Origin of the sequence: Paraburkholderia heleia NBRC 101817 (assembly GCF_000739775.1) — a bacterium.
GTDB lineage: Bacteria > Pseudomonadota > Gammaproteobacteria > Burkholderiales > Burkholderiaceae > Paraburkholderia > Paraburkholderia heleia.
Window position 1 is genome coordinate 74,114 of sequence record NZ_BBJH01000022.1, and the last position, 22,513, is coordinate 96,626.

Genomic DNA, 22,513 nt, shown 5'->3' on the forward strand with positions numbered 1-22,513 from the left:
ATGACACCCCGTGGCCGCCTCGATGCCACATGAATGAACTCCGTCCCCGTTTGCGGCTATGATCGTGAACTGCGGCGCGGCGGCTCGGCGCCTTGCCGGATTCACGGGGAGTGTCGAATGGCATTGGGGTGGCTCGTCGTCTTACCGTTCGTCGCCGCGGCGCTCGTCGCGTTCGCGGGGCCGCTCCCCGGCGGCTCCGCCTCCGGCACATGGGTCGCATTCGCGGCCGCGCTCTTCGGCCTGGGACTGCTGGGCAGCGAACGCGTGGGCATGGCCACTCATGGCGTGCTGCACTGGCAAGCCGACTGGATCCCGCAACTCGGCCTCTCGTTCGCGCTGCGTCTGGACGGTCTTTCGTTCATGTTCGCGCTGCTCGTGCTAGCGATCGGCCTGCTGGTTTTTATCTACGCGCGCTATTACCTCGCGGGCAGCGAGTCGCTGCCGCGCCTTTACGCGCTGCTGCTGCTCTTCATGGGCGCGATGCTCGGCGTGGTGCTGTCGGACAACCTGCTGCTGCTCGTGATCTTCTGGGAACTCACGAGCATCGTGTCGTTCCTGCTGATCGGCTTCTGGCCTTCGCGCCCCGAAGCGCGGCGCGGCGCGCGCATGGCGCTCACCATCACGGGCGCGGGCGGTCTCGCGCTGCTGGCCGCCGTGCTGCTGCTCGGCCATGTCTGCGGCAGCTACGACCTCGATGTCGTGCTCGCGCATGCGGGCTTCGTGCAGCGCGATCCGCTGTATCCCGCGATTCTCCTGCTCGTTCTCTTCGCGGCCTGCACGAAGTCGGCGCAGTTCCCGTTCCACTTCTGGCTACCGCATGCGATGTCGGCGCCCACGCCCGTTTCCGCGTACCTGCATTCGGCGACCATGGTAAAGGCGGGTATCTTTCTTATCGCGCGCTTTTACCCGGTGCTCGAAGGCACCGACTGGTTCTTCTACGTGACGAGCCTGATCGGCCTCGTCACGCTCACAGGCGGCGCGGCCATGGCGCTCGTGCAGCGCGACCTCAAGGGGCTGCTCGCATATTCCACCATCAGCCATCTCGGACTCATCGTGCTGCTGTTCGGCCTCGACACGCAGCTCTCCACGGTCGCCGCGCTCTTTCACACCTTCAACCACGCGGTATTCAAGGCCTCGCTCTTCATGGCGGCGGGCATCATCGACCATGAAACGGGCACACGCGATCTGGGCCGCCTGCGCGGCCTGCGCCGTTTCATGCCGCATACCGCCGCGCTGGCCGCCGTGGCATCGCTCGCCATGGCGGGCGTGCCGCTGCTCAACGGCTTCCTCTCGAAGGAGATGTTCTTCGGCGAAACGCTTGCACAAGGACTCCTCGGCGACTTCAACTGGATCATTCCCGCGCTCGCCGTCATCGCGGCGGGGCTCTCGGTCGCGTACTCCCTGCGCTTCGTGTGGGGCGTGTTCTTCGACGGCGAGACGCCGCACGATCTTGCGCACTACCCGCCGCACGAACCGCCGCGTTTCATGAAGCTGCCCGTCGAGATTCTCGTCGTCATCTGTCTGCTCGTGGGGCTCGTGCCGGAGCAGACCATCGGCAAGATGCTCGAGTCCGCGGCGTGGTTCGCGCTGGGCGGCACCGTGCCCACGTACAGCCTGAGCTTGTGGCACGGCATCAATCTGCCATTCTTGATGAGCTGCGTGTCGTTCGTGGGCGGCGCGCTGCTGTTCTTCTTTCGCCGCGATGCGTTCCGCCATCATCGTTCGATGCTTTCCGAAATGAACGCGAGCGAAGGCTTCGACCGTTTCGTGCAGCAACTCGAAAAAGCCGCGGGCTTCGTGGTGAATCGCTTTGAAACGCGGTCATTGCCCTCCTATCTCGCGTGGATGATCGCGGCGATGCTGATCGTGCCCGGCGCGGCGCTGCTCGCCCTGCCGGCGCTGGACGGCGCGTATCGCTCGGCGCCGCTCGACGCAATGACGCTCGTCGGCCTCGTGCTGATGGCGCTGATGGCAGTGGGCGTCGTGCTCGTGCGCGCCAATACGCTCTATGCGCTCGTGATGCTGAGCACTTGTGGACTGCTCGTCACGCTGGCGTTCGTACGTTTTTCCGCGCCCGATCTCGCGCTCACGCAGATCTCCGTGGAAGTGGTCACCGTGCTGCTGCTCGTGCTCGCCATCTACTTTCTGCCTGTCGTGCAGCGCACGCAGCAGCCGCGAGGCACGCGCGCCCGCAACGCGGTGCTCGCACTCGCGGGCGGCGCACTGATCGGCGGCGTGGCGTATGCGGTGATGACGCGCGCACCCGTCGATGGCATCGGTCAGTTCTTTCTCGCGAACGCGCTGCCGGGCAGCGGCGGCCATAACGTCGTGAACGTGATCCTCGTGGACTTCCGCGGCTTCGACACGATGGTCGAAATCAGCGTGCTGGTGGTGGCTGGGCTCGCCGTGAAGGCGCTGCTGCGCGGACTGCGCCTGAAGTCGCCCGATACGGGCCCGGGCGGCCTGCCGTGGTCGTCGCAGTCGCATCCGCTGCTGCTCGCCATTCTCGCGCGCCTCATGCTGCCGCTCACCCTGCTCGTTGCCGCCTTCATTTTTCTGCGCGGCCACAATCTGCCGGGCGGCGGCTTTATCGCCTCGCTCGTGATCTCCATCGCACTGCTGCTGCAATACGTGGCGAGCGGCGTGCTATGGACCGAGTCGCGCATCCGCATCAACTACCGCGCGCTCGCGGGCCTCGGCATTCTCGTCGCAGCCGCCACGGGCGTGGGCGCGATCGTGCTCGGCCGGCCCTTCCTCACGAGCGCGTTCGGCCATCTGCAGGTGCCGCTGATCGGCGAAATCGAACTGAGCACGGCCATGCTGTTCGACCTCGGCGTGCTCGGCGCCGTGGTCGGCACGACGCTCACGATCGTCTCGCATCTCGGCGTGCGCGACAAGGACATGCAATCCGTGGAGAAAAGCTGATGGAAGCCGCCTTCGCCATTACGCTCGGGGTGCTGTGCGCGAGCGGCATCTATCTGCTGCTGTGCGCGCGCGTGCTGCCCGTGATCCTCGGTATCACACTGTTCTCGTATGCGATCAACCTGTTCCTGCTCGGCATGGGCCGGCTCTCCACCGGCAAGCCGCCCGTGATCGCGGCGCTCGCGCGCTATGCCGACCCGGTGCCGCAGGCGCTCGTGCTCACGGCGATCGTGATCGGCTTCGCCATGACGGCCTTCACGGTCGTGCTCGCGCTGCGCGCGCTCGCGATCGACGGCACCGATCATGTGGACGGCGACAACCCGCAGCGCAGCGCTCTGGAGATGCGCGGCGAATGAACCACGCTCTCATCCTCCCCATTCTGATTCCGCTGTTCGCGGCCGGCTCGATCGTTGCGCTGCCGCTGCGCGCGAAGCGCCTGCAGCGCGCGATCAACGTGATTGCCACGCTCGCGCTGCTGCCCATCGCGGTGGCGCTCGCCGAGTTCGCGGCGCAAGGGCGGATTGCCGGCTATGCGCTCGGCGCGTGGCCCGCGCCGTTCGGCATCGTGTTGCAGATCGACCGGCTCGGCGCACTCATGCTCGTGCTGACCGCGCTGCTCGCGTGCTGCTGCCTGCTCGGCACCACGAGCGCCGATGCGCGGCGCGGGCGCTACTACCGCGCGCTCGTGCAGTTCGAACTAATGGGTCTGAACGGCGCGTTTCTCGCCGGCGATCTCTTCAATCTGTTCGTCTTCTTCGAACTGCTGCTGATCGCCTCTTACGCGCTGCTGCTGCATGGCGGCGGCCGCCGCCGCGTGCGCAACGGCCTGCACTACATGCTGCTGAACCTCGTGGGCTCGTCGTTCTTCCTGATCGCGCTGGGCGTGCTATACGGCCTCACGGGCACACTCAACATGGCCGACGCGGGCGAACGGCTCGCGCACCTGGACCCCGCTTCGCTGCCCCTCGCCCAGTTCGCGGGCGCGACGCTCATGCTCGTATTCGGCCTCAAGGCCGCTGTGTTCCCCATGTCGTTCTGGTTGCCACAGGCGTACAGAAGCGCAATCGGGCCGGTGGCCGCGCTGTTCGCGATCATGACCAAGGTGGGCATCTACGCGATGCTGCGCTGCGACGCGCTCGTGTTCGGCGCGGCAGGCGGCGTGCTCGACGCGTTCCTGCATCAATGGGCGTGGTGGCTCGCCATCGCGACGATCGTCTATGGCGCGCTCGGCGCGCTCGCGGTATCGAGCCTCAAGACCACGACCGGCTTTCTCGTGCTGGTTTCGGTCGGCCTGCTGATCGCGGCCGTGACGCTGCAAACCGTGCTCGCCTGGAGCGCGCTGCTGTACTACCTCATCAGCACGACGCTATGCACGGGCGCGCTGTTCATGCTCGCCGATGCACTGGAGCCCGAAGCAAGCGAACCTGCGGCCGTGCCCGCTGCCCCCGAAACGCGCGAACCCGCCTCGCTCGAATCGCTCGACGACGCCACTGCGCCCGCCATCACGCCCGAGGCGGACGGCGAACCAGGCGCAGCGCCGCCCAAGGCAGCGGAGCCTGAAAAGCATCCGGCGCGCTGGCCCTCGAACATCGCCGGCGGACTCTATCTCGCTGCAGCCGTCGGCGCTGTCGGCCTGCCGCCGCTCTCGGGCTTTCTGGGCAAGGCCATGGTGCTCGCCGCCACGCCGCTTGCGCAGGCCGTCGTGCTGTGGCCCGCCGTGCTGGCCGCGGGCCTGCTGTCGATCGTCGCGCTCAGCCGCACGGGCACACGCCTGCTGTGGGCGATGCCCGCCGCACGCGCCTACGACGGCGCGCCCGCCGCCGCGCCGCACGGCAGCCGCGCGAAGCTCGCCGCGTGTGCGCTGCTGCTCGCGGGCGTGGTGGCGGCAACGGTGTTCGCCGGCCCGCTCAAGCAGTATCTCGACGCCACCGCCGCGCAGCTGCTCGATCGCGAAGCCTACGTTCACGCGATCCTGCCCGCGCCGGCCACGCAAACGTCACAGGGCGGGGGAAGCTGACATGAAGCGGCTCTTTCCGCACCCCTGGCTCACCGTCGTGCTGCTCGTGTGCTGGGTCTTGCTGATGAACGACGTGTCGCCGGGCAACCTGCTCCTCGGGCTCGTGCTCGGGACCGCCATCGCCTACCGCGTGGGCGAAGGGCTGTGGCTCACGCCCGTGCGCTTCGGCAAGCCGTGGCTGCTCGTGCGGCTCCTCGGGCATGTGCTCTACGACATCCTCGTGGCGAATCTCGAAGTCGCGTTGCTCGTGCTTGGCCCGACGAAGCGCCTGCGCCCGGCGTTCATCGACGTGCCGCTCGACAGCACCCACGAAATCGCGCTTGCGGCGCTCATCAGCATCGTCTCGCTGAGTCCCGGCACGCTGTGCGCCGAGCTTTCCGACGACCGCAGGCGCCTCGTCGTGCACGTGCTCGACCTCGAAGACGAAGCCGCGCTCGTCGCCTTGATCAAGTCCCGTTACGAGGCCCCGCTCATGGAGATATTCGCATGCTAGCCATTGCCATTCCGGTGTCGTTCACGATCCTCGGGCTCGCGTTCCTGCTCACGCTCGTGCGCCTCGTGCGCGGGCCTTCGCTGCCCGACCGGCTCGTCGCGCTCGACACGCTCAATATCAACGCGATTGCGCTCATCGTCGTCTACGGCATCATGCTGCGCTCGACGGTCTTCTTCGAAATCGCGCTGCTCATCGCGGTCATGGGGTTCGTGGCGACTGTCGCGTTCACGAAGTACCTGCAGCGCGGCGACATCATCGAACTGAACTAGGGCGAGTGCGTCATGCAAACCGTCATCGAAGCGATTGTCTGCGTGCTGCTCCTGCTCGGCAGCGCGTTCATGCTGATCGGCGCCATAGGACTCGCACGCCTGCCCGACTTCTACATGCGCCTGCACGGACCGACCAAATCGACCACGCTCGGCGTGGGCGGCGTCGTGCTCGCTTCCGTCGTGTACTTCAGTGTGCACAACAATTTCGCGAGCCTGCACGAAGTGCTGATTCCGGCGTTCCTGTTTCTCACCGCGCCCATCAGCGCGCATATGCTCACCAAGGCCGGGATCCAGCAGCGCGTCGCCGTTTCGTCCGTGACGCGCGGAAGGCCGGATGCCGCCGGCGCCAGTGCAGGCGGCGAAGGTGCGCAAGGCGCGAACCCGGACACCAATGCCGCACAGGACTTCTGACTATCGGCACGCAACAGCGCGCCGCTCACACTGCCGCGCCGCGCCCGGTCTTGCGGGCCTCGCCCAGCACGTAATCGATGAAGGTCGACGCCGCCCGCGTGTGGTGGCGGTTCGGCATATAGAGCATGTACATATGCGTGCCGAAAATGCTCAGGCGCCAGCTATCGAGCGACGTGACGGCAGCGCCCTGGCGAATGTCGTCGTGCATCACGTAGTCGGGCACGATGCCCACACCGAGTCCCGCGAGAATCGACTGGCGCAAAAACAGGAAGTTTTCCGAGATGATCGAGGGCTCGAGTAGCACCTCGTGCCGGTCCTCGTTCAGATAACCCGCAAGGCGCAATTGCCGCCCCACCACCGTTGCCGTGATGACGGGCGCGCGCGCCAGGTCTTCCAGTGTTTGCGGCATGCCGTGCTGCTCAGCCCACTGCGTGCAGGCACACGCGATGTACTTCACCGGCCCCATGTCGCGCGCCACGAGATTCTGCGGCGGCTCGTGCATCACGCGCACGGCGATATCCACCTCGTCGCGCAGCAGGTCCTCCACGCGATTTTCGAACATCACGTCGAGCACGATGCCGGGGTACATCCGCTTGAACTGGATGAGCCAGTCCGACATCACGAGCTGCCCGTAGCCGCTCGGCACCGAAAGCCGCACGCGCCCCTGCAGGCTCTGGCCGAGCGTGGAAACCGATTCGCGCGCGGCGTGCAGCGCGTTCTGGATCGCGCGGCCGTGCTCGTAGAGCTTCAGGCCGATTTCGGTCGGCTCGACACGGCGCGTGGTGCGGCGCACGAGCTGCAGGCCGATCGACTTCTCCAGGTGGTTGAGGTGGTAGCTGACATTCGCGCGGCTCATCTTGAGCCGGCGCGCCGCCTCGCTCAGGTTGCCCGCGTCGAGAATCTCGACGAGCAGGGTCAGCGCGTTGACGTCCATGGCACATCCACTGTCAAGGATAATTTGACAGTCTGTCAACGGGCGATGGGATTGTCAATTGGCCTTGACGCGCCGAGAATCGACGAGAACGTGAAACACTGCCGTCTGGCCCACCAGTCCGGCCCTCATTATGGAGACAACCTCGCCATGGCATCCGATCCCGTGAACGCCGCCCCCGTCACTCATGAACTGCGCGGCAAGGTGCTGCTCGTCACCGTGGACAACCCGCCCGTCAACGCGCTCGGTGTGGACGTACGCCGCGGCCTCGCCGCCGCCATCGAGCACGCCGAGGCGAGCGACGCCGTGCAAGCCGTGCTGATCGTCGGCGCGGGGCGCAATTTCATTGCCGGCGCGGACATTCGCGAGTTCGGCAAGCCGCCGCAGCCGCCTGCGCTGCCCGACGTCTGCAACCGCATCGAGGCCTGCCACAAGCCGGTGATCGCCGCCATTCACGGCGCGGCACTCGGCGGCGGCCTCGAAGTGGCGCTCGCGGCGCACTACCGGCTCGCCGTGGCGGGCGCGAAGCTCGGCCTGCCCGAAGTGCAACTGGGCCTGCTGCCCGGCGCAGGCGGCACGCAGCGCACGCCGCGTTTGATCGGCGCCGAAGCGGCGCTCTCGCTGATGCTGAGCGGCCGTCACGCGAGCGCGCAGGAAGCGCAAAAGCTGGGTCTCGTCGACCGGCTGGGCGCGAGCGACGACACGCTCGCCGAAGGCCTCGCCTATGCGCAGGAACTGCTCGCAGGCCATGCACCGGTACGACGCACCCGCGACGCCCAGGCGCTCGCCGATCGCGGCGTTGCGCAAGCCGTGATCGACGCCGCGCGCGCCGACACCGCGAAGAAGTCGCGCGGTCTCTTCTCGCCGCTGAAGATCGTCGAGTGCGTGCAGGCCGCGCTCGATCTTTCGTTCGACGAGGGCCTGCGCTTCGAGCGCAAGCAGTTCCTCGAATGCCTCGAGAGTCCGCAGCGCGCGGGTCTCGTGCACGCGTTCTTCGCTGAGCGCGAAGTGCAGAAGGCCCCTGAGACGAAGAGCGCGAAGCCGCGCGCGATCGAAACCGTGGGCGTGATCGGCGGCGGCACGATGGGCGCGGGCATTGCCGTGGCCGTGCTCGACGCGGGCCTGCCGGTGACGATGATCGAGCGCGACGACGCCTCGCTCGCGCGCGGCCGCGCGCATGTGGAAAAGGTCTACGACGGCCTCATCGCCAAAGGCCGGATGAAGCCCGAAGCGAAAGCGCAGATCCTCGCGCGCTTTGGCGGCAGCACCTCGTACGATGCGCTCGCGAACGCCGATCTCGTCATCGAAGCCGTATTCGAGGACATGGCCGTGAAGCAGGCCGTGTTCGCCGAACTCGACCGCGTGTGCAAACCCGGCACCGTGCTCGCGTCCAACACTTCGTATCTCGACATCGACGCCATTGCGGCCAGCATCGAACGCCCGCAGGACGTGGTAGGCCTGCACTTCTTCTCGCCTGCGAACATCATGAAGCTGCTCGAAATCGTGGTGCCGAAGCAGGTGAGCGCCGATGTGGTTGCCACGGCATTCGAGCTGGCGAAGAAGCTGCGCAAGGTGCCGGTGCGCGCCGGCGTGTGCGACGGCTTCATCGGCAACCGCATTCTCGCGGTGTTCCGCACCGCTGCGGATCATCTGATGGAAGACGGCGCCTCGCCGTATCAGATCGACAAGGCCGTGCGCGACTTCGGCTTTCCGATGGGCCCGTACCAGGTCGTCGATCTCGCGGGCGGCGACATCGGCTGGGCCACGCGCAAGCGCCGCGCCGCCACGCGCGACCCGAAGGCGCGCTACGTGCAGATCGCCGACCGCATTTGCGAGCGCGGCTGGTTCGGCCAGAAGACGGGCCGCGGCTTCTATCTCTACCCGGAAGGCGCACGCACGGGCACGCCCGACCCCGAAGTCGAGTCCATCATCCGCGCTGAGCGCGAACGCGCGGGCATCACGCCGCGCACCTTCACCGACGAAGCGATCATGCGCCGCTACATGGCCGCGATGATCAACGAAGGCGCGAACGTCGTGCACGAAAAGATTGCCCTGCGCCCCCTCGATGTCGATGTCGCGCTGCTCTACGGCTACGGCTTCCCGCGCTATCGCGGCGGCCCGATGAAGTATGCCGATACCGTGGGCCTCGCCAACGTGCTCGCCGATATCCGCGAGTTTGCGAAAGAAGATCCGCTGTTCTGGCGTCCTTCGCCGCTGCTCGTCGAACTGGTCGAGCGCGGCGAGAATTTCGCGAGCCTCAATCAATCGGCCTGAAAGTGCAATAAGGAGCTTTTCGGACATGGACCTCAAATTCACCGCCGAAGAAGAGGCGTTTCGCAGCGAAGTGCTCGCGTTCCTGAACGAGCGCCTGCCACAGCGCATTGCCGGCAAGGTGAGCAACGGCCGGCACCTCACGCGCGACGACATGGCGCAATGGCACGCCATCCTCCACGAAAAAGGCTGGCTCGCGAATCACTGGCCGCGGGAATACGGCGGCCCCGGCTGGACCGCCGTGCAGAAGTTCATCTTCGAGAACGAATGCGCGATCGCGGGCGCGCCGCGCATCGTGCCGTTCGGCGTGAACATGCTCGGGCCCGTGCTCATCAAGTACGGCAGCGAGGCGCAAAAGCGCTACTGGCTGCCGCGCATTCTCGACGGCTCGGACTGGTGGTGCCAGGGCTATTCGGAACCGGGCGCGGGCTCGGACCTCGCCTCGCTGCGCACGACTGCCGTGCGTGACGGCGACCACTACGTGGTGAACGGCCAGAAGACGTGGACCACGCTCGGCCACTACGCGAACATGATCTTCTGCCTCGTGCGCACCGCCACCGACGTGCGCAAGCAGGAAGGCATCAGCTTCCTGCTGATCGACATGACCACGCCGGGCATCGAGGTTCGCCCCATCGTTACGCTCGACGGCGAACATGAGGTTAACGAAGTGTTTTTCACCGATGTGCGCGTGCCGGTGGCAAACCTGGTTGGCGAAGAAAACCGGGGCTGGACCTACGCGAAATATCTGCTCACGTACGAGCGCACGAATATCGCGGGCGTGGGCTTTTCGGTGGCGGCGCTCGCGCGCCTGAAGCGCGCCGCGCAGAAGATCACGCGCAACGGCAAGCCGCTCGCGGAGGATCCGCAATTTGCGGCGCGCATCGCAAAGGTCGAGATCGATCTCGATAACATGAAGACGACGAACCTGCGCGTGATCGCAGCCGTGGCGGGCGGCGGCGTGCCCGGTGCGGAAAGCTCGATGCTGAAGATTCGCGGCACCGAGATCCGCCAGGAGATCTCCTCGCTGCTGCGCCGCGCGATGGGGCCGTATGCGGTGCCGTTCGTCGAGGAAGCGCTCGAAGAGGGATATGCGGGCGAGGCAATCGGCCCCGATGAAGCCGCGAGCGCCGCCGCGCAATACTTCAACAACCGCAAGCTGTCGATTTTCGGCGGCTCCAACGAAATTCAGAAGAACATCATCTCCAGGATGATTCTCGGTCTTTGAAAGGCGCGCCATGGACTTCCAGCACACTGAAGACCGCCGCATGCTTGCGGATACACTCAATCGCTTCATCACGGAGCAATACGGTTTCCATGCGCGCGATACAATCGCGCGCTCCGATGCAGGCTTTAGCGCAGACATGTGGCGGCGCTTCGCCGAACTCGGCGTGATCGGCGCACTGTTCGACGAGGCCGATGGCGGCTTCGGCGGCGCGGGCTTCGACGTCGCGGTGGTGTTCGAAGCGCTCGGGCGCGGACTCGTGGTCGAGCCGTTCCTCGATACGCTGATCGTCGGCCGCGCGCTCGCCCACGCGGGCAGCGAGGCGCAGCGCGCGCGCATTGCCTCGTTCGTCGACGGCTCGCAAATCGCCGCGCTCGCGCACGACGAGCCGGGTTCGCACTACGAGGACGCACGCGTGGCGACGCGCGCGGAGAAAAGCGGCGATGGCTGGGTCCTGCAAGGCGCGAAGGGCGTCGTACAGCACGCGGAACACGCCGATGTGCTGCTCGTCCCGGCGCGTACCTCGGGTAACGAATTCGACGAAGCGGGCATCTCCCTCTTCCTCGTGCCGCGCGATGCAGCGGGCGTGAGCCTGCGCGGCTACCGCAAGATCGATGGCGGCCGCGCAGCGGAAGTGACGCTCGACGACGTGAAGCTCAATGCCGATGCGCTCGTCGGCACGCAAGGCAGCGGCTTCGCGACGCTCGAACACGCACGCGGATACGGCATCGTCGCGCTTGCATCGGAGGCCGTGGGCGCGATGGATGTCGCACGCGACTTCACGCTCGAGTACCTGCGCACGCGCAAGCAGTTCGGTGCGCCCATCGGCAGCTTCCAGGCGTTGCAGCATCGCATGGCGGACCTGCTGCTCGAAATCGAGCAGGCGCGCTCGGCGGTCATCAACGCGGCAGCGGCGGTCGACGCGCCGCGCGCGCAGCGCGAACGTGCGCTTTCGGCCGCCAAGTACACGATCGGGCGCATTGGCGCGCGCGTGGCCGAAGAAGCGATCCAGCTGCACGGCGGCATTGGCATGACGTGGGAACTGCCGCTCGCGCACTATGCAAAGCGGCTCGTGATGATCGATCATCAGCTCGGCGACGAGGATCATCATCTCGCGCGCTACATCGCATTGGGGCGTGAGGCAGCATGAAACATGAGGGGCGGCGGCATACAGTTGCCCCAACAACGAATCAGGAGTACCCGTTGATGCAGACGGACAACGACAGCTTGCCCCTGGCGGGCGTGCGCGTGCTCGACCTTTCGCGCGTGCTGGCCGGGCCGTGGAGCGCGATGGTGCTCGGCGACCTCGGCGCGGAAGTCATCAAGATCGAGCATCCCGACCGCGGCGACGACACGCGCGACTGGGGTGTGCGAGTCGGCAAGACAGAGACTGCGTATTTCAACAGCGTGAACCGCAACAAGCGTTCGGTCACGCTCGATCTGCAGACGCCCGAAGGCCAGCAGATCGTGCGCGAGCTGGCGAAAACCAGCGACATCGTCGTTCAGAACTTCAAGTTCGGCGGCGCGGAAAAGCTCGGGCTCGGCTATGAGCCGTTGAGCGCCGAAAATCCGCGTCTCATCTATTGCTCGATTTCGGGCTACGACCGCACGGGGCCCGAAGCGCAACGCCCCGGCTACGACCTCGTCGTGCAGGGCGAAACGGGCCTCATGGCGATGAACGGCGAAGCCCGCCAGCCGCCGCTCAAATTCGGGGTGGCGGCCGTGGATCTGTTCACGGGCATGTATTGCGCGCAGGCGATGCTCGCCGCGCTCTACGAGCGCGAGCGCACGGGCCGCGGGCGCCACGTCGAGATGGCGCTGTTCGACTGCGGCCTCATGATTACCGCTTACTACGGCCTCGAAGCGCTGCTGCTCGGCGAGGACCCGCCGCGTTACGGCAATGCGCACCCGTCGATCGTGCCGTATGGCGTGTTCGATGCAGCCGATGGTCCGCTCGTCGTCACCGTGGGCAACAACGCCCAGTTCGAACGCTTTTGCCGCGAAGTGATCGAGCGCCCCGACCTCGCCGACGACGCGCGCTACAAGACCAACATCCTGCGCGCGCAGAACCGCGAAACGCTCGTGCCCGAACTCACTCACGAACTGGGCCGCCGTCCGCGCAAACTGCTGCTCGAACGGCTCGCGCGCGCGGGCATTCCGTGCGGCGAAGTGGCGGGCTTGCGCGAGGCGCTGCTTTCGCCGCGCGCCACGCGTGGCGGGCTCGTCACGCAGCAGCCGCATCCGCATACCGAAAGCGGCACGACGCCGGTGCTTGCGCCGCCCTGGCGCTTCGACGGCGAACGCCTGCCCGTGCGACGCGCGCCTCCGCAACTGGGCGAAGGCACGCGGGAGGTCCTGCAGTCGATGCTCGGTTATTCGGCGGAACAGGTGGCCGCGTTGAAGGAAAAAGGCGTTATCTGAATCCGGTCCCGGTCGGACCCGGGCTCGCTGCCGCACCCGGCGAATCCATCGCGAGGCCGCCGCCCCTTGCGCGAAGCGGCTGCGCCTTCGCCCCTCTCCGTGCCCCGCCCGGCCTCGCGTTGCACGTAGTTGCGCGCGCCCGGTTATATTGCGCGTGATGGTCCCGCACGCCGCTTGCGGCTAGTCGCGGACGGCCGACGGCCGGTGCGGACCGGCACCCGCGCAATCTCGCGTACTTCCCGCGAGCCCCAGCAAACGAACCCGCCCCGCTCATGGAGCACGCCTACGATCATCTGCTGCACCTGCTCGCCGCGCACGCCACGTGGACGCTCGCCTTTGTCGTGGTCGCCGCTTTCCTCGAATCGCTCGCGTTCGTCGGCACGTTCATTCCCGGCAGCACGGCGATGTTCATTGCCGGCGCGTTCGCAGCCACCGGCACGATCAACCTCGGCTGGCTCTTCGTCTGCGCCATTGCGGGCGCCGTGGCCGGCGACGGCGTGAGCTTCTGGATCGGCCATCGCTATCGCGGCTCGCTGGCCCAGATGTGGCCGTTCAGCCGCCATCCCGCCATACTCGAGCGCGCGCAGGCTTACTTCGTGAGCCACGGCACGCGCAGCGTGATCCTCGCGCGCTTCATCGCGCCGCTGCGCGCCGTCGTGCCGATCGTCGCGGGCATGGCCGGTATGAAGCCCATGCGCTTCTTCATGATGAACGTGATTTCCGCGCTCGTGTGGGCGCCCGCGCATATCGTGCCGGGCGTGGTGTTCGGCGCCTCGCTCCAGCTCGCCGGCGCGGTGTCGTTCCGGCTGGTGGTCGTCATCGGCATCGTCGCGCTCGCGGTCTGGCTCATCTGGCGTTTCGTGCGCATGCTGCTGCTGCACATCGACAACTGGGCAGGCGCGTCGCGGCGCAGCGCGGCCCAGTGGGCGGCGCAGCATCCCGGGCGCGCCTCGAAGCGCATCGCCCGCCTGCTCGACCCGGCGCAGCCCGCGCTCGGCCCGATCATCGTGATCACGGGCCTCGTGCCGGTATGCGCTGCCGTATTTTCCTATGTGCTCGGCAACGTGCTGCGCGGCGCGCCGCTCGTGCAGATCGACCAGTCCGTGCGCCAGTTCCTGCAGTCGATTCGCACCACATGGGCCGATGCTGCCCTCGCGCGCGTCGAAACGCTCGGCAGCGCCTGGACGCTCGCGGCGCTCATCGCGACGGCGGGCATATGGATGGTGCTGGAGCGGCGTTGGCGCACGATTGCTTACTGGATGATCGCGGCGGCCGTTTCGCAGTTGCTCATCGTCATCCTGCGCTTCGCGATCCACCATACGTCGCCGGGCGGCGGCCAGGCCGTCGAGGCCTACGTGTTCCCGAGCGACCGCGTGTCGTCGATGGTGATCGTCTACGGCTTCGTGATGTTCCTGCTCGTGCGCCGCGCGAGCATGCTGGAGGCCGCGCTCGTTGCCGCGCTCGGCAACGGGATCGTCGTGGCCGTCGCGTTCGCGGGGCTCTACTTCGACCGCTTCCTGTTCTCGGACGCCATCGGCGGCGCGGCCTTCGCCGCCATCTGGGTGGCGATCGTGGTGCTCACCTCGCTCTGGCGCTACCCCAAGCGGCCGCCGCAACGCGCATACATGCCGCTCATCGTGCTGATCGTGCTGGTCGGCGCCGTTCTGCTGCAAACGTTACCGGCCGGGCGCACGCCCGCGCCGCCCACCGCCGCTGCGCCGCCGCCTGTCGTCCTTTCGCAGATGCAGTGGAGCGATTCGCTGTGGAGGACGTTTGCGTGCTATCGCTTCGACATGAAAGGCGCGCGCCGCGAGCCGATGACGATCCAGTGGGCCGCGAGCGCCGACGATCTGCGCGCGGCGCTGCGCGACGCGGGCTGGGCCGAAGGTCCGCAGCTCTCGGTGAGGAGCGTGCTATCGCTTGTCGCACCGAACGTGGACGTGATGTCGCTGCCGCTGCTGCCGAAGCTGAACAATGGCGTGCCCTCGCCGCTCGTGTTCGCCCGCGCGCGCCTCGCCGGGAAGCCCGGCGACGCGGGGGAGCCGGGCAGCCGCCGCGACGTGCTGCGCTTCTGGCCTTCGGGCTACGCGCTCACGCCGCGGCATCACGGAAGCAGCAATGGAAACGGCAAAGGAAACAGCAATGGCGACGGCCACGCGAGCGAGGGGGAGCCCGCGCCGATCTGGGTGGGCTCGCTCGTCCATGAACGGCTGCGGCGCGGGTCGTGGCCCTTCAACGTGGTCACGACCTACCCCGACGACGCTTCCGACCTCAGCGCCCCCGGCCAGCCGGCGGGCTGGCGAACGCTCGCGCTGCCGGGCGAGCTGAGCTGCGAAGGGCGGCCCGTGAAGCTGATCGTGCAGGACGAGCGCTGAAAGGGCAATTGACGGCTCAGGCCGGGCTCTCGCCCCAGCTTCCCGTGGCATGGAAGCGGTCGATGCGCTTGCGGGCGTCCGCGTAGGCGGCGTCGAGCGCGGCGTCGGGGCCCGTGTAGTTGCGCATCATGTCGTGAAAGCGCACGCTGCGCCCTTCGACATGGGCGTCCGCGCCGTGGCGGCAGATGTAGCCGCTGTAGTGGAACAGCGGCTCGGGCGCACGCGGCCCGAACGCCGGAATCGGCAGCACCCAGATCTCGAAGCCTTCATGCTCGGTGTGGTCCCACATGGTGTGTCTCCCGCTCGCCATGACATCGACTATCGTCGCACGGCACCCCTCTCGCCTGCAAACGGCCTTTTCCCCCGAGTTTGGCTAAACTATGCGGGCGCAGCAGAACCCAAACCCGACTCAGGACCCAGAAGCGATACCTCACATCATGACGCCGGCCTCTCTCACGCAGGAACCGCAGTCCGTCTCCAGCGCCGTCACGCGCAACGCCTTCTTCATCGTGGCGACCGTCAACGAAGACGCCGCGAGCCGCGCCACCGTGCGCGCCTGGTGCGCCGATGTCGCCAACCTCGTGCGCGCGGTCGGCAAGCGCGTACCCGCCGGCAATCTGTCCTGTGTGGTCGGCTTTTCGTCCGACGCATGGGACAAGCTGTTCGGCGAGCCGCGCCCGGCCGGCCTGCACCCGTTCCGCGAATTCGGCACGGGCGAGCGCAAGGCCATCGCCACGCCCGGCGACATCCTGCTGCACATTCGCGCCGACGAAACCGATCTCTGTTTCGAGCTGGCCACCCAGCTCATGACGCGCCTGGAAGGCGCGGTCACGACCGTGGACGAAGTGCACGGCTTTCGCAACTTCGACATGCGCGCGATGATCGGCTTCGTCGACGGCACCGAGAACCCGACGGGCAACGAAGCCGTCCATTTCACGGTGATCGGCGAAAACGAAGATCCCGAATTCTGCGGCGGCAGTTATGTGCTCGTACAGAAGTACCTGCACGACATGAAAGGCTGGAACGCGCTTTCGGTGGAGGCCCAGGAGCACATCATCGGCCGCACCAAGCTGCAGGACATCGAACTGGACGAAGCGGTGAAGCCGAGCTGGTCGCACAGCTCGCTCACCACGCTCGAAGACGATGCGGGCAACGAGATCAAGATCCTGCGCGACAACATGCCGTTCGGCCGGCCCGGCTCGGCCGAATTCGGCACCTACTTCATCGGCTACGCGCGTTCGCCCGAGCCGATCGAACAGATGCTCGAAAACATGTTCGTCGGCCTGCCGCCCGGCAACTATGACCGTCTGCTCGACTTCAGCCGCGCCGTCACGGGAGGCCTGTTCTTCGTGCCGTCGCAAACGCTGCTCGAAGCGCTCGCCGAAGTCGACCCGGGCGCCGCGCCCACCATCGAGGTGGGCACAGGCAATGCATCAGAAACAGAAACCGGGCCTGCCGCCGCGCCGAGCGCGGACGGCTCGCTCGCCATCGGATCCCTTAAAGGAGCACCCCGGCATGAATAACCTCCATCGCGAGCTGGCGCCCATTTCCACGGCCGCGTGGTCGCAAATCGAAGAAGAAGTGGCGCGCACCTTCAAGCGCTCGCTCGCGGGCCGCCGCGTCGTGGACGTCGAGGGCCCCGGCGGCCCGGCGCTCGCGGCAGTCGGCACCGGCCACCAGAACGGCATCGAAGCGCCGCTCGAAGGCATCCGCGCGCGCCAGCGCGAAGTGAAGGCGATCGTGGAATTGCGCGTGCCGTTCGAACTTTCGCGCGACGCCATCGACGACGTGGAGCGCGGCGCCGAAGACTCCGACTGGCAGCCAGCCAAGGACGCGGCCACGCGCCTCGCGTTCGCGGAAGACCGCGCGATTTTCGACGGCTACACGGCCGCGCAGATCACGGGCATCCGCGAAGGCTCGTCGAACCCGATCCTGCCGATGCCGGCCGATATCGCCGACTACCCCACGGTCATCGCCAAGGCGCTCGAGCAGTTGCGCCTGCAAGGCGTGGACGGTCCGTACGCGGTGCTGCTCGGCTCCGATGCGTACACGGCGGTGAGCGAAGCGAGCGACATGGGTTATCCGATTCTCGAGCACATTCGCCGTCTGGTGAACGGCGAGATCATCTGGGCGCCGGCCATCGAGGGCGGCGCGATCCTGAGCACGCGCGGCGGCGATTTCGCGTTCCACCTCGGGCAGGATGTGTCGATCGGCTATTCGTCGCATGACGACAAGAGCGTGAAGCTGTATCTGCAGGAGAGCTTCACGTTCATGATGCTGACTTCCGAGGCTTCGGTGGCGGTGAAGCCGGAGTAAGTGACAAGAGGTCGAATGGCGATGCCATGCGCCCGCCGCTCCCGACTGCCGGTATCATGGCGGCCTCGCCCGGGACGACGCGTCGTCCCGGCGCGCGGTTCCATTCACGAAGACAGAGGAAGACCGTCATGACGGCAGCAGCACAATTCGACCAGGTTTCCGTAATCAAACGCGCCAACGTCTACTTCGACGGCAAGTGCGTCTCGCACACCGTGCTGTTCGCCGACGGCTCGCGCAAGACGCTCGGCGTGATCCTGCCGGGCACGCTGAACTTCGGCACCGACGCCGCCGAGCTGATGGAAGTGCAGGCAGGCCGGTGCCGCATCCGCCTGGAAGGCACGGACGAGTGGAAGACCTACAGCGCCGGCGAGTCGTTCCCGGTGCCGGGCAAGAGCCGTTTCGACATCGAAGTGGTCGAGACGCTCGACTACGTTTGCAGCTATCTGTAAGCGTTGCATCGATGAAGCTTGACGTTACGGCTGATAAGACGAATCGACGATCGTCCACAGCGCAGCTTTCGGCTTCAGGTTCGCATCGAAGGGCAACGGCAGGTTGTTGCGCGGCACCGGCGTCGACGTCAGCCACGTATGCTTGTCCGAATAGCCCCAGAACGTTACCGCCTTGATGCTCGGCTCCTGCTCGAACAGAGCGAACACCGCACGATATCGCCGGGCTTGCGCGCGCATGATGTCGTTCGGCACAGGATGGCCGAGGTCCGGCAGACATGCGTGCGGATGGCTCCAGCATTCGCCCGGATCGGTATAGAGACTCACGTCGAGCTCGGTCACCTGGTTTTCGAGGCCGAGCGCGGCGACGTCGTCGAACGCCTGCCTGATGTTCGGCAGCGGCGGCCAGTTCACGCTGATATGCATCTGATGCCCGACGCCGTCGATCGGCACGCCCTGAGCGCGGAGATCGCGGATCACCGCGAGCAGCTTCGCGCGCTTGCCTGGATCGTCAGTGTTGTACTCGTTGATATAGAGCTTCACGTGCGGGTCTGCCGCGCGCGCCGCGCGGAAAGCGATCGCGATGTAGTCCTTGCCGAGCGCGCGATACCACGGACTGTCTTCCCGATACACCTGATGCGGGTCGTCGCTGATCACTTCGTTGACCACGTCCCATGCATAGACCTTGCCGCGGAAGTGTGTGACGACGTCGGTTACATATCGATCGAGCCGCTTCGCCACGACGTCGTGATAGTGCGGGTCTTTTGGATCGCCGGCGAAGAACCAGGCCGGCGCTTCGGTCCAGTCGCCCGCCTTGAAGTGCCAAACGAGCGTATGGCCGCGCACCGCGATGCCGTGCGCCTGAGCAAACGCGACGATCTGGTCGGCGGGCTCGAAGTTGTACTGGCCTTGCGCGACGCCGATCGTGCCCGGCTTCATCTTGTTCTCCGCGGTGAGGCTCGAGAACTGTGCGGCGATGAGCGCCGCGTCGGCGGGACTGTCGATCGAATCGGGCTCGATCGCCGCGCCGACCTTGAAGTGCGCGGCCATCACACTGCGCAGTGGCGGCAGCGCTTCAGCGGGCGCCGCGGCGAGCGGCGGCCCGTCGTGGGCGGCCACCGTCTGGTTGTTCGCGCAGCCCGCGGTCCATGCGAGCGTGCAAACGGCCACGGCTGCGCAGAACATGCGCATCGAAGTCCTCAACGGACGCATTGCTGGTCTCCTGGTGATGTGACGCCCGGCCGGATGTATTCTAACCACCGATAACGTTAGCGGTAACAACGCGGATGTTAGGGAGCGCCCCTCGGACCGGCTATGAGGGATTTACCTGAGGTGTGAACGAGGCGATGCAAGGTGAATGAGTGTCGAGTCGATCGATTTGACTCAGCGCGCCTTGACAGCGCTTTCAAATGGAGTTGCACCGGCCTGGCGCGCCACCGACTGCGCGAAACGGAGCGCCGGTCACTCAATCCCAACTGGCGGGACGGGAGAACCGAAGCCCTTCAGCGCGCGGCGTGCTTCAAACGTCGTGCGCGCGGCGATTCAGTTTGATTTCAATGTGCGCCCAACGAGCCTCCATCTGGGGAGAGCCGGTTGTCCACCGAGGTGACACCGGGCACCGACATCGCACTCTGTTCGGCGCGCGCGACATGTTCCCGCTCTGGCACCCATCCCAGCAGCGTGATCTGTCCTGAGTGGGCAAAGACAAATACGTGTGACATCCCGACGCCGCTGCGCGCCTCCGCGACGCGCACGGCATGGGCAAGCTGCTGGTCAGTGGCTTGCGCATCACCCTGGGCATGGGCCACCGGCGCGATTGCGCCTGAGATTAGCAACGCGAGCGTAGAAACAAGAGCTGTTTTCACGATACCTCCTGACAAGTACTACGGTGTGCCGGAAAACTCCGCCGGCAACTCCTTCCGGTCCGACTCAATGCGAGGCCACGGAAGTGCATCGGACAAAATCCTCTTTCCATTGCTCGCGTCGCGGCGATCGCGATTGCGCGTCGAGGTTTTGTCGGCCGGGGCGATGGGCGGTTGTGCCCTCGCCCGCAGAAAAGCGTGCAGGTGCAGTGCGTTCGAGCGGGACGTCGCGTGCGCGGCGTGGCGGGGGAACAGCGGGAGCCGAGGGATGGGCTGGTTGGCGCGTTCGTGACGGAGCGCGAGAGCCAGACGGATGCATTGACAGTCCCGCACTCGGCCTGCTGCGCGGCCGAGCCCGGCTCGTTGCCCGGCATCGTATCCATTGATGATAGTCGTTAATGTCCGCCGCTGCTGCGGCAGATCGTGACCGTCGCGTTGGGTTCGCCGCTTGGGCGCTGCGGGTCGCCGTGGCGGGTTCTATCGCCGCGCTGCGACTGTTGGCGCGCACGCAGCATCCTTCTCACGGTGCACCAGCGCTCAGCGCCGAGCACGCGAACTGGGGCTCGCCGCGCTGCGCGAGCCGTCGGCACGCGAGTCCTCCGATTACAGCGCTATTCGCCGAGGTCCGCCAGCGGATGCGCCTCGGCGCGCCACGGCGACGCAAGAAACTGCTGCACGCGCCCGGTCCGCACTTCGACGAGCGTGGCGGGCGCCCAGCGCGGCTTGCGGTCCTTGTCGACGAGATGCGCGCGCACGCCTTCGCAGAAGTCGCCCTCCCCGATCGCACGGCCAACGATGCCGAGTTCCATGCGGAAGCATTCGGCGAGCGTCATCTGGCGGCCGCGCAACAGCGCTTCGCGCGTGACTTCGAGCATCGTGGGCGAATAGTGCGTGAGTGCTTCGAGCGTGGCTTCGAGCCACGCTCGTTCGGCCTGCGGGTGTTCGCGTTCGAGGTCGGCGTGCAGCGAGGCGACGATCTGCTCGACACGCAGGCGGCGGTCGAAGTGCCGCACGATGAGCGCCGTGAGCGAAGCGAGCACACCCTCGTTAGCCTCGTGACACGGCGCGACGAATACTTCGCGCAACGAAGCCTGCATATCGCCCGACCATTGCGCGGCCAGCAGACGTGCCTCGTAGCCATCGAGCCATTCGCCCGGCACGCACGCATCAGCAAGGCCGCAATGCACCGCGTCCGCGCCGCTGAGCATCGCGCCGGTCAAGCCCACGTATAGCGCCGTCTCCACCGGCATCTTCGCGAGGAAGTGCGTCGCGCCTACATCGGGCAAGAGCCCGATACGCGTTTCCGGCATGGCGATTTTCGTGCGCGAAGTCGCCACGCGCAGCGTGGCCGCCTGGCCGAGACCCATGCCGCCGCCCATCGTCACGCCGTCGAGCAGCGCGACGAGCGGCTTGGAATACCTGTGCAGCGCGTAATCAAGACGGTATTCATCGACGAAGAACTGCTGCCAGCCGTTCGCGCCTTCGCGCGCTTTTTCGCGTGCGAGCCGATAAATCGCGCGCACGTCCCCGCCCGCGCAAAAGCCTTTCGGTCCCGCTCCTTCGAGCACGAGCGCGACGATGTCGTCGTCCGTGCGCACGCGTTCCAGCAGCACGGCCAGTTCGCGCACCATGGCGTGCGAAAGCGCATTGAGCGCAGCCGGCCGGTTGAGCGTGACGATCGCCACACGATTGACCACGCGAAACAGCACATCTTTTTCGGTTTCTGCTGCAGCCTGCGTGCAAGCGGGTGTTGCATTCATTGCCTAATTCTCCGTGTCAATATGCCAGCGCGGCTTGCGTTTTTCCAGGAACGCGTTGACGCCTTCGCGCTGGTTGGGCGAATCGAACAGATCGACGAAGCGCTCACGCTCGACGGCGAGCGCGGCGCCGCGCGGCACGCCATTGCGCGCCTGATGGATCAACGACTTGCTGAAGGTGACCGCTTGCGGGCTCAGGCCCGCCACGCGCGCGGCCATGGCGAGCGCGGCCTCGCGCGCGCCGCCGGTTGCGACGACTTCCTCCACGAGACCGATGCGCAGCGCCGTTTGCGCGTCCACGCGCTCGCCCGTGAGGATGATGCGTTTGGCCCAGCCTTCGCCCACGAGCCAGGGCAAGGTCTGCGTGCCGCAGCCGGAGGGCAGCAGTCCCACGGCGGGCTCGGGCAGCGCGAGTTGCGCATGCTCCTCGGCAATGCGGATATCGCATGCGAGCGCGCACTCCAGGCCGCCGCCCATCGCATAGCCGTTGATCGCCGCGATGACCACGGGCCGCGCCTGCTGCAGCGCCTCGAATGCTGCGCCGAACGCGCTCGCCGCCGTGCGTGCGACCTCGCGATCGCCGCCGGCGAAGGCATTGAGGTCGGCGCCCGCGCTGAAAAACTTCGGCCCGCTGCCGGTGATGACGACCGCGCGCACCTGCGGCTCACGGTCGAACGCCTCGACGACCTGCTGGAGCTGATGCAGGCCGTCGACCGTAAAGGCATTCGCAGGCGGCCGCGAAAGCGTGAGCAGGGCCACCGCGCCTTCGTGCGCGTATTCGAACTCGATCATTTCGGACT

20 protein-coding genes are annotated in these 22,513 nt (G+C 66.7%); 14 read left to right on the forward strand and 6 right to left on the reverse strand.

Annotated elements, in window-relative coordinates; translation table 11 throughout:
* Positions 1-117: 117 nt before the first annotated feature.
* The 6 genes from BHE01S_RS18795 to BHE01S_RS18820 are packed head-to-tail and all read left to right on the forward strand — an operon-like array spanning position 118 to position 6,112.
* On the forward strand, positions 118-2,925 hold the full coding sequence (locus tag BHE01S_RS18795; RefSeq protein WP_042266554.1) for a monovalent cation/H+ antiporter subunit A: 2,808 nt from the start codon (positions 118-120) through the stop codon (positions 2,923-2,925).
* A complete protein-coding gene (locus tag BHE01S_RS18800; protein ID WP_042266557.1) occupies positions 2,925-3,278 on the forward strand; it encodes a Na+/H+ antiporter subunit C in 354 nt (117 codons plus the stop codon). The genes BHE01S_RS18795 and BHE01S_RS18800 overlap by 1 nt, the downstream gene beginning before the upstream one ends.
* On the forward strand, positions 3,275-4,939 hold the full coding sequence (locus BHE01S_RS18805; RefSeq protein ID WP_042266560.1) for a monovalent cation/H+ antiporter subunit D: 1,665 nt from the start codon (positions 3,275-3,277) through the stop codon (positions 4,937-4,939). The genes BHE01S_RS18800 and BHE01S_RS18805 overlap by 4 nt, the downstream gene beginning before the upstream one ends.
* A 1-nt stretch (position 4,940) precedes the next feature.
* Positions 4,941-5,432: a Na+/H+ antiporter subunit E gene (locus BHE01S_RS18810; protein ID WP_042266564.1), complete on the forward strand. Its 492-nt coding sequence runs from the start codon at positions 4,941-4,943 to the stop codon at positions 5,430-5,432.
* The gene (locus BHE01S_RS18815; protein WP_042266566.1) at positions 5,426-5,701 is read left to right on the forward strand and encodes a K+/H+ antiporter subunit F; all 276 of its coding nucleotides are present in this window, start codon (positions 5,426-5,428) and stop codon (positions 5,699-5,701) included. The genes BHE01S_RS18810 and BHE01S_RS18815 overlap by 7 nt, the downstream gene beginning before the upstream one ends.
* Positions 5,702-5,713: 12 nt before the next feature.
* On the forward strand, positions 5,714-6,112 hold the full coding sequence (locus BHE01S_RS18820; RefSeq protein ID WP_042266568.1) for a Na+/H+ antiporter subunit G: 399 nt from the start codon (positions 5,714-5,716) through the stop codon (positions 6,110-6,112).
* 25 nt (positions 6,113-6,137) lie between these two features.
* Here the strand turns inward: BHE01S_RS18820 and BHE01S_RS18825 are convergent, their stop codons facing one another.
* Positions 6,138-7,046: a LysR family transcriptional regulator gene (locus BHE01S_RS18825; protein WP_042266570.1), complete on the reverse strand. Its 909-nt coding sequence runs from the start codon at positions 7,044-7,046 to the stop codon at positions 6,138-6,140.
* Between the two features lie 147 nt (positions 7,047-7,193).
* Between BHE01S_RS18825 and BHE01S_RS18830 the strand changes: the two genes are divergently transcribed.
* The 5 genes from BHE01S_RS18830 (at position 7,194) to BHE01S_RS18850 (ending at position 15,332) form a co-directional block, all read left to right on the forward strand.
* On the forward strand, positions 7,194-9,317 hold the full coding sequence (locus tag BHE01S_RS18830) for a 3-hydroxyacyl-CoA dehydrogenase NAD-binding domain-containing protein (RefSeq protein WP_042266571.1): 2,124 nt from the start codon (positions 7,194-7,196) through the stop codon (positions 9,315-9,317).
* A 25-nt stretch (positions 9,318-9,342) separates the two neighbouring features.
* Complete coding sequence (locus BHE01S_RS18835; RefSeq protein ID WP_042266573.1) at positions 9,343-10,539, forward strand: acyl-CoA dehydrogenase family protein; 1,197 nt, start codon at positions 9,343-9,345, stop codon at positions 10,537-10,539.
* 10 nt (positions 10,540-10,549) lie between these two features.
* A complete protein-coding gene (locus tag BHE01S_RS18840) occupies positions 10,550-11,686 on the forward strand; it encodes an acyl-CoA dehydrogenase family protein (RefSeq protein ID WP_042266574.1) in 1,137 nt (378 codons plus the stop codon).
* 56 nt (positions 11,687-11,742) lie between these two features.
* Complete coding sequence (locus BHE01S_RS18845; protein WP_042266575.1) at positions 11,743-12,957, forward strand: CaiB/BaiF CoA transferase family protein; 1,215 nt, start codon at positions 11,743-11,745, stop codon at positions 12,955-12,957.
* Between the two features lie 272 nt (positions 12,958-13,229).
* A complete protein-coding gene (locus BHE01S_RS18850) occupies positions 13,230-15,332 on the forward strand; it encodes a VTT domain-containing protein (protein WP_042266577.1) in 2,103 nt (700 codons plus the stop codon).
* A gap of 16 nt (positions 15,333-15,348) precedes the next feature.
* On the opposite strand, the gene BHE01S_RS18855 is transcribed toward BHE01S_RS18850, so the two are convergent.
* Positions 15,349-15,621, reverse strand: coding sequence for a hypothetical protein (locus BHE01S_RS18855; RefSeq protein WP_042266579.1), 273 nt, complete (start codon positions 15,619-15,621; stop codon positions 15,349-15,351).
* A 148-nt stretch (positions 15,622-15,769) separates the two neighbouring features.
* On the opposite strand from BHE01S_RS18855, the gene BHE01S_RS18860 reads away from it, so the two are divergent.
* The 3 genes from BHE01S_RS18860 to ppnP all read left to right on the forward strand — a co-directional run bounded on the left by BHE01S_RS18860 (position 15,770) and on the right by ppnP (position 18,097).
* Entirely contained in the window at positions 15,770-16,855 is a 1,086-nt protein-coding gene (locus BHE01S_RS18860) for a Dyp-type peroxidase (RefSeq protein ID WP_042266581.1), read from the forward strand.
* On the forward strand, positions 16,848-17,648 hold the full coding sequence (locus tag BHE01S_RS18865; protein WP_042266583.1) for a family 1 encapsulin nanocompartment shell protein: 801 nt from the start codon (positions 16,848-16,850) through the stop codon (positions 17,646-17,648). The genes BHE01S_RS18860 and BHE01S_RS18865 overlap by 8 nt, the downstream gene beginning before the upstream one ends.
* A gap of 128 nt (positions 17,649-17,776) precedes the next feature.
* Positions 17,777-18,097, forward strand: a complete 321-nt coding sequence (gene ppnP / locus BHE01S_RS18870) for a pyrimidine/purine nucleoside phosphorylase (RefSeq protein ID WP_042266587.1) — start codon at positions 17,777-17,779, stop codon at positions 18,095-18,097.
* A gap of 24 nt (positions 18,098-18,121) precedes the next feature.
* On the opposite strand, the gene BHE01S_RS18875 is transcribed toward ppnP, so the two are convergent.
* From BHE01S_RS18875 to BHE01S_RS18890, 4 genes are all read right to left on the reverse strand, one after another.
* Positions 18,122-19,306, reverse strand: coding sequence for an endo-1,4-beta-xylanase (locus BHE01S_RS18875; RefSeq protein ID WP_245639784.1), 1,185 nt, complete (start codon positions 19,304-19,306; stop codon positions 18,122-18,124).
* A 341-nt stretch (positions 19,307-19,647) separates the two neighbouring features.
* Positions 19,648-19,959 carry a BON domain-containing protein gene (locus BHE01S_RS18880; protein ID WP_042266590.1) on the reverse strand — a complete coding sequence of 104 codons (312 nt, stop codon included), beginning with the start codon at positions 19,957-19,959 and terminating at the stop codon, positions 19,648-19,650.
* 608 nt (positions 19,960-20,567) lie between these two features.
* Positions 20,568-21,716, reverse strand: coding sequence for an enoyl-CoA hydratase/isomerase family protein (locus tag BHE01S_RS18885; RefSeq protein ID WP_042266593.1), 1,149 nt, complete (start codon positions 21,714-21,716; stop codon positions 20,568-20,570).
* Positions 21,717-21,719: 3 nt separating this feature from the next.
* Positions 21,720-22,505, reverse strand: a complete 786-nt coding sequence (locus tag BHE01S_RS18890) for an enoyl-CoA hydratase (protein WP_042266595.1) — start codon at positions 22,503-22,505, stop codon at positions 21,720-21,722.
* Positions 22,506-22,513 lie beyond the last annotated feature (8 nt).